The 13,392-nt window shown below is 70.8% G+C and carries 12 protein-coding genes; 6 read left to right on the top strand and 6 right to left on the bottom strand.

All coding sequences use genetic code 11. From position 1 onward, the window contains the following. Nucleotides 1-53 precede the first annotated feature (53 nt). A complete protein-coding gene (fasR, locus tag ACIRD7_RS10290) occupies nucleotides 54-1,259 on the bottom strand; it encodes a fatty acid biosynthesis transcriptional regulator FasR (RefSeq protein WP_403452032.1) in 1,206 nt (401 codons plus the stop codon). An 87-nt stretch (nucleotides 1,260-1,346) separates the two neighbouring features. Between fasR and ACIRD7_RS10285 the strand changes: the two genes are divergently transcribed. Continuing rightward, nucleotides 1,347-2,000: a pirin family protein gene (locus ACIRD7_RS10285; RefSeq protein ID WP_403453056.1), complete on the top strand. Its 654-nt coding sequence runs from the start codon at nucleotides 1,347-1,349 to the stop codon at nucleotides 1,998-2,000. Nucleotides 2,001-2,082: 82 nt separating this feature from the next. Then, entirely contained in the window at nucleotides 2,083-4,344 is a 2,262-nt protein-coding gene (locus ACIRD7_RS10280) for an MMPL family transporter (protein ID WP_403452030.1), read from the top strand. On the opposite strand, the gene ACIRD7_RS10275 is transcribed toward ACIRD7_RS10280, so the two are convergent. Then, nucleotides 4,316-5,131 carry a serine hydrolase domain-containing protein gene (locus tag ACIRD7_RS10275; protein ID WP_403452029.1) on the bottom strand — a complete coding sequence of 272 codons (816 nt, stop codon included), beginning with the start codon at nucleotides 5,129-5,131 and terminating at the stop codon, nucleotides 4,316-4,318. The two genes, ACIRD7_RS10280 and ACIRD7_RS10275, sit on opposite strands and share 29 nt — an antisense overlap. 143 nt (nucleotides 5,132-5,274) lie before the next feature. On the opposite strand from ACIRD7_RS10275, the gene ACIRD7_RS10270 reads away from it, so the two are divergent. Both ACIRD7_RS10270 and ACIRD7_RS10265 read left to right on the top strand, forming a co-directional pair. Next, nucleotides 5,275-5,748, top strand: a complete 474-nt coding sequence (locus ACIRD7_RS10270) for a MerR family transcriptional regulator (protein ID WP_403452027.1) — start codon at nucleotides 5,275-5,277, stop codon at nucleotides 5,746-5,748. Next, nucleotides 5,745-6,758 (top strand): aldo/keto reductase, encoded by a 1,014-nt coding sequence (locus ACIRD7_RS10265; RefSeq protein WP_403452026.1) that lies wholly within the window; start codon nucleotides 5,745-5,747, stop codon nucleotides 6,756-6,758. Before ACIRD7_RS10270 ends, ACIRD7_RS10265 begins: the two co-directional genes overlap by 4 nt. 161 nt (nucleotides 6,759-6,919) lie before the next feature. Here ACIRD7_RS10265 and ACIRD7_RS10260 read toward each other — a convergent pair whose 3' ends face one another. The 3 genes from ACIRD7_RS10260 to ACIRD7_RS10250 form a co-directional block, all read right to left on the bottom strand. Further along, nucleotides 6,920-7,780 carry a DUF4429 domain-containing protein gene (locus ACIRD7_RS10260; protein WP_403453055.1) on the bottom strand — a complete coding sequence of 287 codons (861 nt, stop codon included), beginning with the start codon at nucleotides 7,778-7,780 and terminating at the stop codon, nucleotides 6,920-6,922. Between the two features lie 57 nt (nucleotides 7,781-7,837). Continuing rightward, nucleotides 7,838-9,055, bottom strand: a complete 1,218-nt coding sequence (locus tag ACIRD7_RS10255; RefSeq protein ID WP_403452024.1) for an alpha/beta hydrolase — start codon at nucleotides 9,053-9,055, stop codon at nucleotides 7,838-7,840. A gap of 93 nt (nucleotides 9,056-9,148) precedes the next feature. Further along, nucleotides 9,149-9,775, bottom strand: a complete 627-nt coding sequence (locus ACIRD7_RS10250) for a TetR family transcriptional regulator (RefSeq protein ID WP_403452022.1) — start codon at nucleotides 9,773-9,775, stop codon at nucleotides 9,149-9,151. A 66-nt stretch (nucleotides 9,776-9,841) separates the two neighbouring features. On the opposite strand from ACIRD7_RS10250, the gene ACIRD7_RS10245 reads away from it, so the two are divergent. Both ACIRD7_RS10245 and ACIRD7_RS10240 read left to right on the top strand, forming a co-directional pair. Continuing rightward, the gene (locus tag ACIRD7_RS10245) at nucleotides 9,842-11,461 is read left to right on the top strand and encodes an MFS transporter (protein WP_403452020.1); all 1,620 of its coding nucleotides are present in this window, start codon (nucleotides 9,842-9,844) and stop codon (nucleotides 11,459-11,461) included. A gap of 303 nt (nucleotides 11,462-11,764) precedes the next feature. Further along, complete coding sequence (locus tag ACIRD7_RS10240; RefSeq protein WP_403452019.1) at nucleotides 11,765-12,070, top strand: small hydrophobic protein; 306 nt, start codon at nucleotides 11,765-11,767, stop codon at nucleotides 12,068-12,070. Nucleotides 12,071-12,562: 492 nt separating this feature from the next. Here the strand turns inward: ACIRD7_RS10240 and ACIRD7_RS10235 are convergent, their stop codons facing one another. Continuing rightward, nucleotides 12,563-13,330 carry a potassium channel family protein gene (locus tag ACIRD7_RS10235; protein ID WP_403452017.1) on the bottom strand — a complete coding sequence of 256 codons (768 nt, stop codon included), beginning with the start codon at nucleotides 13,328-13,330 and terminating at the stop codon, nucleotides 12,563-12,565. Nucleotides 13,331-13,392: the final 62 nt, after the last annotated feature.

Genomic DNA, 13,392 nt, shown 5'->3' with positions numbered 1-13,392 from the left:
GTGAGGACAAGGACGAAGAACACGAGGGGGTTTTGTGGGCCCCCGACAAAAGCCTAGAGCTGGAGATCGCCGTCGACCAGACGCCCCAGGATCAGTGCGATGCGCAAGGTGAACGCGGAGCGTACATCGGACGGCGACCAGCCGGTGACGTCAGTCACACGTCGAAGCCGGTAGCGGACGGTGTTGGGATGCACGAACAGCATCCGCGCGGCGCCCTCCAGACTGCTCGCCTGTTCGAGATAGACGGAGAGCGTCTCCAGCAGCGCCGACCCGGCCTCCTCCAGCGGTCTGTAGATCTCCTCCACCAACTGCTCGCGCGCGCTGGGATCGCCCGCGATGGCGCGCTCCGGAAGCAGATCGTCCGCGAGCACCGGCCGCGGGGCGTCCTGCCAGGCTGTGCACGCCTTCAGCCCGGCGGCCGCGGCCTGCGCGGACCGGGTGGCGGCCAGCAGATCCGGTACGACGGGCCCCGCGACCACGGGTCCGGCGGCGTAAGGCCCGATCAGCGACTTGGCGACGGCGAGCGGACTGTCACTGCCGCCCGCGATGACCACGAGCCGGTCCCCGAGCACACCGGTCAGCACCTGGAGCTTGGCGTGCCGGGCGGCCCGCCGGATGGCCTCGACGGTCAGCTCGCTGTCGCCGTCGGGCGCGGTCCCGAGCACGACACAGACGTGCTCGGGCGAGTTCCAGCCGAGCGCCGCGGCCCGTGAGACGGCCCCCTCGTCGGCCTCGCCGCTGAGCACGGCGTTCACGACGAGGGACTCCAGACGGGCGTCCCAGGCACCGCGTGCCTCGGCGGCCTGGGCGTAGACCTGGGCGGTGGCGAAGGCGATCTCGCGGGCGTAGACGAGCAGCGCCTCGCGCAGCACGTTCTCGTCGCCGGGAGCCGCGACCTCGTCGATGGCCGACTCCATGACCTCGATGGTCGTGCGCACCATCTCCACGGTCTGGCGCAGGGTGATGGCCCGGGTCAGCTCGCGCGGGGCCGTCCCGAACACGTCGGTGGAGATGGCCTGGGGAGCGTCGGGATGCCGGAACCACTCGGTGAAGGCGGCGATACCGGCCTGGGCGACGAGACCGATCCAGGAACGGTTCTCCGGGGGCATCGCCCGGTACCACGGCAGCGTCTCGTCCATCCGCGCGATGGCCTGCGCGGCGAGCGAGCCGGAGGACTTCTCCAGCCGCTTCAGGGTCGCGGCATGGGCATGGACGTCGTGCGCGGCGGCGGGGGAGTTACGGGCTTCGGGTTCGGGCACGGGGACAAGACTGCCTTATCCGGACGCGAGTGCGTGCCGGAGGGTCGCGGGTGAGCTCTCGCAGGTAGGGCTACCGTGGTCCCCGTGATGGACGTACGGCGCGCCGCGGAGCGCTATCCGGGAGGGGATCCGGCCTCCGGCATCGAGTCGCGCCACGCCTTCTCCTTCGGCCCGCACTACGACCCCGACAACCTCCGTTTCGGCGCGATGATCGCCTGCAACGAGGAGCGGCTCGTCCCCGGCGCCGGCTTCGACGAGCACCCGCACAGCCACACCGAGATCGTGACCTGGGTGGTCGAGGGCGAGCTGACCCACCGCGACTCCACCGGCCACGAGACCCGGGTCGGCCCCGGGGACGTGCAGCGGCTCAGCTCGGCGGGCGGGGTGCGGCACGTCGAGCGCAACGACGCCGGCACGCCGCTGACCTTCGTCCAGACCTGGCTGGCCCCGCTCGCGCCGGGCGGCGACCCGGCGTACGAGATCGTCCACGGCATCGCGGACTCCACGCCCTACGCCGTCCCCGAGGCGGGCGCGATGCTCCATGTGCGCCGGCTGGCGGCGGGGGAGCGGACGGCGGTGCCGGACGGGGCGTATGTGTACGTCCATGTCGTGCGCGGTGACCTGCGCCTGGACGGCACGGAGCTGGGCGCCGGGGACGCGGCGCGCCTCACGGACGCCAAGGACGTGGAGGCCGTGGCGGTGAGCGCGGCGGAGCTGCTGATGTGGGAGATGGCCGGTTAGTGGTGGGGCTCGAGATGCCCAAGTGGTCGGAGCATCGTCAAATGGAGGTCTGAATCCCGCCCGGCAGAGAAGAGCCGAGCCCATGGCAAGACGCAAGGCCGAAGGGGGACGGGGCGACGCCCCGGAAAAAGGGGGACTGCGACGGCTCGGTGAGTGGTGTGCCCACCACTTCGTGATCGTGATCGTCGCCTGGGTCGTGGCGCTCGGTGTGCTCCAGGCTCTCAACCACCTCCACGGCGGGGAGTACTCGGACAACTTCGCCCTGTCCGACGTGCAGTCCGAGAAGGGCCTCGACGTCCTCAAGGCACACGATCCGCAGGCCGGCGGCTACAGCAGCCAGATCGTCATGCACGACGCGGACAAGTCCCTGGCCTCGTTCGGCTCGCAGATGTCGACCACCGTCTCCGACCTGCAGAAGCTGCCGCACGTCCTGTCCGTGCAGAACCCGCTGGAGGCCACCTCCTCGAAGGTCGGGCCGCTGTCCTCGGACGGGAAGACCGGCTACATCACCATCCGCTTCGACGAGCAGCCCTCCCTGCTGGGCGAGAGCTACCTGAACGGCGTCGACAAGGCCGTGGATCCGCTCAGACAGGCCGGCGTCGACGTCGAGTACGGCGGATCGCTCGGCGAGCTGGAGCGGCCCGCCGGCAACGACCGGATCAGCGAGGCGATCGGGTTCGGCGTGGCCATCGTCGTCCTGCTGATCGGCTTCGGCAGTGTGATCGCCGCCGTCCTGCCGCTGGTCTCCGCCCTGATCGCGGTGGTCGGCGGGCTGGCATGCCTCGGCCTGCTCGCCCTCGCGTTCACCTTCGCCACGGTCTCGCCCACCCTGGCCACGATGATCGGCCTCGGCGTCGGCATCGACTACGCCCTGTTCCTGCTCACCCGGCACCGGCAGAACCTCATGGACGGCGCCGACCCGGTGCGCGCCGCCGGGCACGCCGCGGCCACCAGCGGACGCGCGGTGCTGGTCTCCGGCACCACCGTGATCGTCGCCCTGATGGGCCTGTGGGTGTCCGGCGTGAACTTCATCGGCCTGCTCGGCGTCGCCGCGGCCGTCACGGTCGTCTCCGCCGTCCTGGGCGCGCTGACCCTGGTCCCGGCCCTGCTGGGGCTGGTCGGCCGCAACATCGACCGCTGGCACGTGCGCAAGCCCATCGCCGAGACCGAGGCCGGAGGCGACGTCTCGCAGGGCACCTGGCACCGCTATGCCAAGCGCGTCGAGCACCATCCGTGGCGGTACCTGTCCGCCGGCGTGGTCACCGTCGCGGTGCTGGCCATCCCCGTCTTCTCGATCCAGCTCGGTCACATCGGCGACGGCGCAGACCCCACGTCCTTCACCGACCGGCGGGCCTTCGACCTGATGACGGACGCCTTCGGCGCGGGCTCCAACGGGCCGCTGACCGTCGTCGTGGACCAGACGAACGTGCCGGACTCACAGCGCTCCGACCTGGCCTCGAAGACCCAGCAGGCACTGAACGACGAGTCCGGGACGTCCTTCGTCAGCCAGCTGCAGCCGACCCAGGACGGCGACGTCCTGGTCGGCACGGTCTACTCGTCGGTGTCCCCGCAGAACAAGGACACCACCGACCTCGTCAACCGCCTCTACGACGACACGCTCCCCGACGCTGCCTCCGGCACCGGCGCCAAGGGTTACGTCACCGGGACCACGGCCGCCCAGGTCGACTTCCGCAACATCGTCGCGGAGCGGCTGCCGCTGATCATCCTCGTGGTGGTCGGCCTCGCCTTCCTGATCGTCCTCGCGGTCTTCCGCGGCCTGCTGGTCGCGGTGAAGGCGGCCGTCCTCAACGTCCTGTCGATCGCGGCCTCGTACGGCGTGGTCGTCGCCGTCTTCCAGTGGGGCTGGGGCGGGCCCGCGCTGGGCGTGCACGGCAAGGTGCCCATCGAGAGCTATGTGCCGATGATGATGTTCGCGATCATCTTCGGCCTGAGCATGGACTACGAGATCTTCCTGCTGTCCCGGGTGCACGAGGCGTGGAAGCGCACCGGGGACGCCAAGGACTCGGTCGCCCACGCCCTGGAGATCACCGCGCGGGTGATCACCTGCGCGGCGCTGATCATGGTGAGCGTCTTCGCGGCCTTCATCATCAGCGACAACATCGTCGTCAAGATGCTGGGCCTGGGCCTCGCCGTCAGTGTGCTCATCGACGCCACGGTGGTCCGGCTGCTCATGGTGCCCGCAGTGATGACGCTGCTGGGCAAGCACGCCTGGTGGACGCCCCGGTGGCTGGACCGGATCCTGCCGCACATCGACACCGAGGGGACGGGCGAGAGCCTCGACGCCACCGGCGCGGCTACAGCTCGGCGAGCACCGCCTCCGTGAACGGCGGCCACGCCTCGACCGCCCACGGCCCGAACGCACGGTCCGTCAGCGCCACGCAGGCCGCGCGCGCGTCCGGGTCGATCCACAGGAACGTACCCGACTGCCCGAAGTGCCCGAAGGTGCGCGGCGAGGACGTCGAACCCGTCCAGTGCGGAGACTTGCCGTCGCGGATCTCGAAGCCGAGGCCCCAGTCGTTCGGGTTCTGGTGCCCGTACCCGGGCAGCACGCCCTTCGTCCCCGGGTACTGCACGGTCATCGCCTCGGCGACCGTGCGCGGGTCCAGCAGCCGCGGTGCCTGCACCTCCGCCGCGAACCGCAGCAGGTCCTCCACGCTCGACACGCCGTCCTTCGCCGGGGAGCCCTCCAGCGAGGTGGCCGTCATGCCCAGTGGCTCCAGCACCGCCTGGCGCAGATACTCCGCGAACGGGATGTCCGTCGCCTTGGCGACATGGTCCCCGAGCTGCTCGAACCCGGCGTTGGAGTACAGCCGCCGCTCCCCGGGCGGGGCCGTCACCCGGTGCTCGTCGAAGGCCAGCCCCGAGGTGTGCGCGAGCAGATGCCGCACCGTCGACCCCTCGGGCCCGGCCGGCTCGTCGAGCTCGACCGCGCCCTCCTCGTAGGCGACGAGCACCGCGTACGCGGCCAGCGGCTTGGTGACCGAGGCCAGGGGGAAGCGGTGCGCGAGGGGACCGTGCGTACCGAGGACCGTGCCGTCCGCCCGTACGACTCCCGCGGCGGCGGTGGGGACGGGCCAGTTTTCGATCAACGCGAGGCTGCTCAGCGACATGCCGTCGAGCCTATGCGGCTCACAGGTGCGGCCGCATCGAGGGGTCGGAGTCGCGCGTGGAGGCCTGTCACATGTCAGTGAGCGGGGTTTTCTTACCGTTTCCGCTTGCTTGGAGCGCACTCCAAGGCCATAGCGTTGTCGGCATGACGGTGATGGAGACCACGAGTACCAGGACCGACAGCTGTGCCGCCCCGCCGCACCCCCACCGGCGCCCGGCAGGCCAGGACAGTTACACGATCAGCGAGGTCGTCGCCTTCACCGGTCTGACGGCCCACACCCTGCGCTGGTACGAGCGGATCGGCCTCATGCCGCACATCGACCGCTCGCACACCGGCCAGCGCCGCTACAGCAACCGCGACCTGGACTGGCTCGACCTCGTCGGAAAGCTGCGGCTGACCGGCATGCCGGTCGCCGACATGGTCCGGTACGCCGAGCTGGTGCGGGAGGGCGACCACACCTTCGGCGAGCGCTTCGAGCTGCTGGAGACGACCCGGCGCGACGTCCTCGCGCGGATCGCCGAGCTCCAGGACACGCTGGCCGTGCTCGACCGGAAGATCAGTTTCTACGCGGACGCCGGGCGTCTGTACGAGCAGGAGAAGACGGAGAAGGCCGGATGACGGACAGCAGGATCGCGACCGCACGACTCGGCGAGCACGGCCCCGAGGTCGGCGTCCAGGGTCTCGGCTGCATGGGCATGAGCTTCGCGTACGGCCCCACGGACGCGGACGCGTCCCGGGCCACCCTGGAGCGGGCACTGGAGCTGGGCGTCACGCTGTTCGACACGGCGGACGCGTACGGCGCGGGGGAGAACGAGAAGTTCCTCTCCCCGTTCCTCGGGGCCCACCGCGACGAGGTCGTCATCGCCACCAAGTTCGGCCTGGCGATTCACCCGGACGACCCGACCAAGCGGATCATCCGCAACGACACGCCCTACATCCGCCGGTGCGTCGAGGCGAGCCTGAAGCGCCTGGACGTCGACGTCATCGACCTCTACTACATGCACCGCCGTGACACGGCCGTCCCCATCGAGGAGACCGTCGGCGTCATGGCCGAGCTGGTGCGTGAGGGCAAGGTCAAGCAGCTGGGCCTGAGCGAGGTGACGGCGGACGAGCTGCGCACCGCGCACGCCGTCCACCCGATCGCGGCCGTGCAGTCGGAATGGTCCCTGTTCAGCCGGGACATCGAGGCGAAGGTGGTCCCGGCCGCCCGCGACCTGAACGTGACCCTCGTCCCGTACTCCCCGCTGGGCCGCGGCTTCCTCACCGGCTCCTTCGCCAAGGCCGAGGACCTGACGGCCGATGACTTCCGCCGCCAACAGCCGCGCTACACCGGCGAGAACGCGGCGGCCAACGCCGCTCTCCTGGACCCGATCCGCACGGTGGCCGAGGGCCACGGGGCCACCCTCGGGCAGATCGCGCTGGCCTGGGTGCAGCAGCGGGCGTCGGTGCACGGCCTGCCGATCGTCCCGATCCCGGGCACGCGCAGGCCGGCCAGGGTGGAGGAGAACACGGCGGCGACCCGGATCGTCCTGACCGAGGAGGAGCTGGCGCTGCTGGAGCCGATCGCATCGAAGGTGGCCGGCGACAGGTACGCGGACATGCGGTTCGCTTCAGCCGGCCGGGAGTAGGACGCCCCTGCGAGGCGGAGAGACGCGGCCTTGCGAGGCGGCGAGACGCTGTGCTCAGAGGCGCCCGGGATCTGCAACGCCCCCAGGGGCGCGGGGAACTGCGCGAGCAGCCCCCACCGACCCGCGGCCGCCGACGCACAGAACCCGGCACCCGCGGAGCGCTAAAGCTCCGCCAGCAACTCCGCCTTCTTGGACGAGAACTCCTCGTCCGTCACGAGCCCGGCCTCGTGCAGCTCTCCCAGATGCCGGATCCGCTCCGCGATGTCGGCCGGGTCGCGCCTCGGCGCACCGGCCGGCACCGCGGCGGCCGGCCCACTCCGCCGCACGGCCGACAACACCGCCGCCGCGAACGGCAACGACTCGTGCACCGGCCCGTACCCGAGCCCGAACACCACCGCCGCCGGATCCTGGTCCGCCTGCGCCGGCTGCCCGTCGGCGGAGTCGCGCCGCAGCAGTCGTAGATGCCCCTCGAACACCTCGGGCGACCGCCACTCGACCCCGCTCAGCTCGGCCACCGTGAAGCTCTGGTCCCCGGCCTTCCACTTCGCAGAGGACGCACCGGTCCAAAACCACCTGAAACGGACGACGTTCCCGTCGAAGGACGCCTTCGCGTCATACGCCTTGAACGCCAACGGCACCTCGGGCGCGCCCACGAGGAACGCGTCGGCCGGCCCGGAGTCGGTCAGTTGGGCCCGCAGTTCGTCGGCGTAGTACTCGGCCAGCGTCTCGCGTTCCGCGGGCAGCACCAGGCGGTACGGATCGCCGCTCTCCTTCAGCTGTCCGGCCGCCGCCTCCAGCAGCGGATCGGCGCCGGGCCGCAGTTCGATGCGCAGCGCGACCGTCCCGCGCTTGCCCTGCGTCAGCGTCACTCCGGCGATCGCCTCAAGCGGAACACGGCGTTCCCCGAGCGCCTGGAAGAGCTTGGGTGTTCGAATCCCCCGTTCGTAACGGATGAGCACGGAGTCGGACTCGAACTCCCAGGCGGCATGAAATCCGGCCAGTACGTCACCCATGCGGCTCATCGTATGCGGCACGTGCTCCTCCGTCGCCACCTCGCGCACACCGCAATTCCTGCGCCTCTACGCGCGTCCGGCCGACGCACTGTCGGACAAACCCGCCCGACAGGCCCCGGCATCGTCCGCGCAGCGCACCGCGTGGTACGCGCCAACTCCGATCTCGGCGAAGTTCGCCACGCTGTCCGTGCCCGGTTCGAAATAGCCACCGTGACCCTTCGCCTCCCGGGCCGACAGCACGCGCGCCCCGAACACCGACGACACCGGGTCCTCGCCGTGTCCGAGCCCGCCGACCTCCAGATACGGCACGTCCTGCACCCAGTCGTCCGCGTCCCGCATCGCCCACACATGCGCGGTCGTGCGCAGCTGGGAGGCCTTGGCGACCCGCATACCGGGACTGCCGGCCACCGCTATGTCGGCCACCCGCTCGGGCAGCGCGGGCGCGGCCAGGCCGCACAGCACCGAGCCGTAGCTGTGGCAGAACAGGGAGACCGGTGCGCCGCCGGGCAGGGCGCGCACCAGCGAGTTCAGTCGTACGGCCCCGTCCGCGGCCCGCATCGCGGTCGCCGACTCGATGCCGAGCCCGCCGGGTGAGGTGTAGTCGGCCCAGGCGATCACGGCCGTACGCGTCGAGGGGCCGGCCGCGCGCTCGGCCTCGTACAGGGACTGCGCCATGCCGACCGGCGCGGAGTACCTGCGGTTGGTGCGCTGGAAGGTGAGCAGGTCGGTGTCGACGCCGGGGACGACGACCGAGATCCGCTCGGCCTTGTCCAGATCGCCGAACACCTCGGCCGCCCGCCCCGAGCCTTCCGGGTTGAAGGCGAGGATGTGCCGTCCGGACTGCATCATCGCCTCGAAGCGATGCATCCGGCGGCCGGCCTCGCGCTGCCCGTCGGGCGTGAGCCCGGTGTCGTGCATGCGCTTGCGCTCGACCTCGCGCGCCTCGTCGAGGGCGACGCGGTTGGCGTGGTAGCGCAGCTCGACGGGCGCGCCGTTCATGTTGCCGACGGCGAGCGGGTAGCGGTGCGCGAGGACACTGCGCTGGTGATCGCTGAGGGAAGCGAAGAACCGGGCCAGCCGCGTGGGGGACGAGTCCGCGTCCGGCAGCTGCCGGCCGGCGATGCTGCCGCGCTCCCAGGCGCTGAGCGAGGCCTGGAGCGGTGCGTCGCCGCGGTGGTGGCGCAGGGCGGTCCAGCCGGTGGTCGCCAGCATCACGAACACCACGGCCAGCGCGAGCAGCGCGCGCCACACGTTCAGTTGCGGGGAGGTGTCGAAGGAAGTCACTGGGAGGACACACTAGGAGAACGAGAGGGTCTCGCGTTAACCAAGTGACAGGTATCACGTTTCGATCACGCCGCCGCTAACACGCTGATGACCTCAGCGTGTTCGCCAGCTCTCGCTCAGTGCGGGGCCCACCTGTTCGAGATGCGAGACGGTCAGTGCCCGCATGGCGTCGAGGCTGAAGTCCTCGCCGGCGCTCCACTGACGCTCCGTCAGCCGCATCACCCCGCCGAACACGGCCACCGCGAGCCGCGGTCGGGGATCGGCGTCGACATCGACGCCCTCACGCTCGGCGAGGATACCCGCGATGGCCTCCTCGATCTCCACGGACTTGCGCAGATGGGCGGCGAGCAGCACGGGCGTCGACTCGACCACCCGGTACATGCGCAGATACAGCTCGACCGGCGCCACGGCCTCGATCACGTCCTGGAGCGTGTCCCAGCCCTCCAGGACCGCTTGGCGCAGCGCCTCCATGGGGGGCTCGTGGGGCGGGCGGGCGCGCACCGCGTCCAGGAAGTGCGCCACCGTCATGTCCTGGAGCGCGAGGGCGGCCTCCTCCTTGCCGGCGAAGTAGCGGAAGAAGGTGCGCTGCGAGACGTCGACGGCCGCGGCGATGTCGTCGACGGTCGTGTGCTCGTATCCCTGGCTGGTGAAGAGCTCCAGCGCGGTCCGCAGCAGCGCGTCCCGGGTGCGCTGCTTCTTGCGTTCGCGCAGTGTTTCCATAGGTGTCAGTTACCGACTTGTGAATTGGTTTGTCAATTGTCAGCGGCTGTCATTAGCCTCGAACACATGACTAGTCAGACCACCATCGACAAGACGGGCTCGGGGGGCGGCGCGCCAGTAGTCCCGTCCGACGCGACACCGGCCAAGGGGCTGCGCGGCCACCCTTGGTTCACCCTCATCACCGTCGCGGTCGGGGTCATGATGGTGGCCCTCGACGGCACCATCGTGGCCATCGCCAACCCGGCCATCCAGAAGGACCTCGGCGCCACCTTCGCCGAGGTGCAGTGGATCACCAACGGCTACTTCCTCGCCCTCGCGGTGTCCCTGATCACCGCCGGCAAGCTCGGTGACCGCTTCGGGCACCGCCAGACCTTCCTGATCGGCGTGATCGGCTTCGCCGCCGCCTCCGGTGCCATCGGGCTGTCCAGCAGCATCGCCGCGGTCGTCACGTTCCGCGTCTTCCAGGGTCTGTTCGGCGCGCTGCTCATGCCGGCCGCGCTCGGTCTGCTGCGCGCGACCTTCCCGGCCGAGAAGCTCAACATGGCCATCGGCATCTGGGGTATGGTCATCGGCGCCTCGACCGCCGGCGGCCCGATCCTCGGCGGCGTGCTCGTCGAGCACGTCAACTGGCAGTCGGTGTTCTTCATCAACGTGCCGGTCGGCATCGTCGCCGTCGTCCTAGGCGTCATGATCCTGCTCGACCACCGCGCCGAGAACGCCCCGCGGTCCTTCGACCTCCTGGGCATCGCCCTGCTGTCGGCCGCGATGTTCTGCCTGGTCTGGGCGCTGATCAAGGCTCCCGAGTGGGGCTGGGGCGCCGGCCGGACGTGGACGTTCATAGCCGCCTCGGTGATCGGCTTCGCGCTCTTCGCCTTCTGGGAGAAGCGGGTCAAGGAACCCCTGATCCCGCTGGGCCTGTTCCGTTCGGTCGCGCTCTCCGCGGGTGTCGTCCTGATGGTCCTGATGGCCATCGCGTTCATGGGCGGCCTGTTCTTCGTGACGTTCTACCTGCAGAACGTCCACGGCATGAGCCCGATCGACGCGGGCCTGCACCTGCTGCCGCTCACCGGCATGATGATCGTCGGCTCCCCGCTCGCGGGCGCGATGATCACCAAGTTCGGTCCGCGTGTCCCGCTGGCCGGCGGCATGGCGCTCACCGCGATCGCCATGTACGGCATGTCCACGCTGGACACGGACACGGGCAGCGCGATCATGTCCGTCTGGTTCGCCCTGCTCGGCCTCGGCCTCGCGCCGGTCATGGTGGGCGCGACCGAGGTCATCGTCGGCAACGCCCCGATGGAGCTGTCCGGTGTGGCCGGCGGGCTCCAGCAGGCCGCGATGCAGATCGGCGGCAGTCTCGGTACGGCCGTCCTGGGCGCCGTCATGGCCTCCAAGGTCGACAGCGACCTCGCCGGCAACTGGGCGGACGCCGGGCTCCCGGCGCTCACCCCGGCCCAGGAGGCGCAGGCCTCCGAGGCGGTCCAGGTGGGTGTGGCCCCGGTCGCTCCGGGCGCGCCGGACGCCATCGTCACGAAGATCACGGACGTGGCGCACGACACGTTCATCTCCGGCATGAGCCTCGCGTCCCTCGTCGCCGCGGGGGTGGCGGTCGTGGCCGTCGCGGTCGCGTTCCTCACCAAGCGCGGGGAGAACGCGGAGGCAGGGGCGGGGGCGGCGCACATCTGATGCGCGGGATGTGACGCGCCGGATTTGACGCGTCGGATGTGACGCGTCGGATCTACTGCGCCGGGTCTGACGCTCCGGTTCGAGGTTCGAGGTTCGCGGGAGGGGTCTGCGGGCGGGTTCCCCTATCAGGGTGACAGCGCCGGGGATCCCTCCCGTCGTGTATGCGCCGCAGGTCACAGTGGGTCAAGTCCGGGCCTGCGGCGCGCTGGCGGAGGGGGTCAGCGCGCCCACGGCCCGGACGGGGGCATGAACAGCGGGCCGTTGGTTACTCGCCAAGTCGAACGCCGACACAGGGAGTTGACGATGGCGGGCTTCGGACACGGCACGCGCAGGCACCCCCGTTCACGTGGCCGCACCTGGTCACGGAGCGGGCCGGATCGCGCGACACTGGGGATCATCGGAGCCATCTGTGCGGTCGCCGGATTCTTCGTACTGGGCATCATCCTCGGCCCGGTGGCGATCGTCTGCGGCTGGCTCTCCATGGGCCGCACCTGGTCAGGAGCCCGTCCCGTCCCGGCGTTGGTGGCGGTGGTGCTGGGCGCGATCGACACGCTGCTGGCCATTGTCTGGCTGGCGGGGATGACTACGCCGGGCGCGGGTCTGCTGTAGCGCGGAAGGGCTCGGGTGCAGCGCGGAAGAGCTCGGGGCCGGGCGTTCGTCGGCGGCCGCGGGTTGTGTGTGGCCGGTCGCGCAGTTCCCCGCGCCCCTGGGGCGCGGGCGGGCCGTCATCAACCCGGTCCGTTCGGCAGGCCGTTGAGACGGCGCCGGCGGGGAGCGGGCTGTTTTGGCGCCTATGTGCCCGGTGGGCTTGGCCGTGACGGCGGCTGCGGGTGGTTTGTGGCTGGTCGCGCAGTTCCCCGCGCCCCTTGGGGGGCGCGGGCGCGCCGTCATCTAGGGGGCCCACTCGGGCATGAGCCCGGTCGGCGGCCGCGGGTTGCGTGTGGCCGCTCGCGCAGTTCCCCGCGCCCCTGAGGGCGTCCGCGCGCCCCTCGCCAAGCCGCGGGCAGTCGTGCCGCTGGGGCGGCACGGGTGGGCGCGGGCGGTGACCCGTCAGCGCCGGGATGCGTGGCCCACCCGCCCAGCCTTCACCCGGGCGCCTTCCTAGCCGGCCTTCTCATCGCCCACCTGTACCTGCACCGGCGCCGACGCCTCCGACAACGCCGCGACCTCGGCCCGAAGCGCCCGTACCTCCTCCGTGAGGACCCGTATCGCCTCCGTCTGCCGGCGCTCCTCCACGTCGTCCATCTCGAAGCGGGATATGAACCACGCGGCGATGTTCGCGGTGACCACACCCAGCAGGGCGATCCCGGAGAGCATCAGCCCCACGGCGAGCATCCGGCCCACCCCCGTGGTCGGCGCGTGGTCCCCGTACCCCACCGTCGTCATCGTCGTGAACGACCACCACACCGCGTCACCCAGCGTCTTGATGTTCCCGTTCGGCGAGTCCCGCTCGACGGACAGCACCGCCAGCGAGCCGAACATCATCAGCCCCACCACGGCCCCGGCGACATACGTGGTGAGCCGGATCTGGGACGCCATCCGCGCCCGCTGGCCCACCAGCAGCAGCGTCGACACCAGCCGCAGCAGCCGTAGCGGCTGTATCAGCGGCAGCAGCACCGCACAAAGGTCCAGCCAGTGCGACCGCACGAAGTCCAGGCGCCGCTCGGCGAGCGCCAGCCGGACGATGTAGTCCAGCGCGAACGCCCCCCACACCACCCACTCCACCGCGAGGCACACGTCCACGACCGCGCGGCTCGCGTCGGGCCTAACGATCGGCACCGCATAGGCCACGGCGAACACCACGGCCAGACCGAACAGGGGCCGCTGGGTGAGCCGCTCCCAACGTACTTGCGCCACCGCTTGCTTCATGGGCGCATCGTAGGAAATGTGAAGGGGTGGTGTAGCCCGCAGGTCACCCACGGGCACACCAC

It is taken from the genome of Streptomyces sp. NPDC093568, assembly GCF_044764945.1.
GTDB lineage: Bacteria > Actinomycetota > Actinomycetes > Streptomycetales > Streptomycetaceae > Streptomyces.
This window is presented reverse-complemented; position numbering and strand designations above follow the sequence as displayed.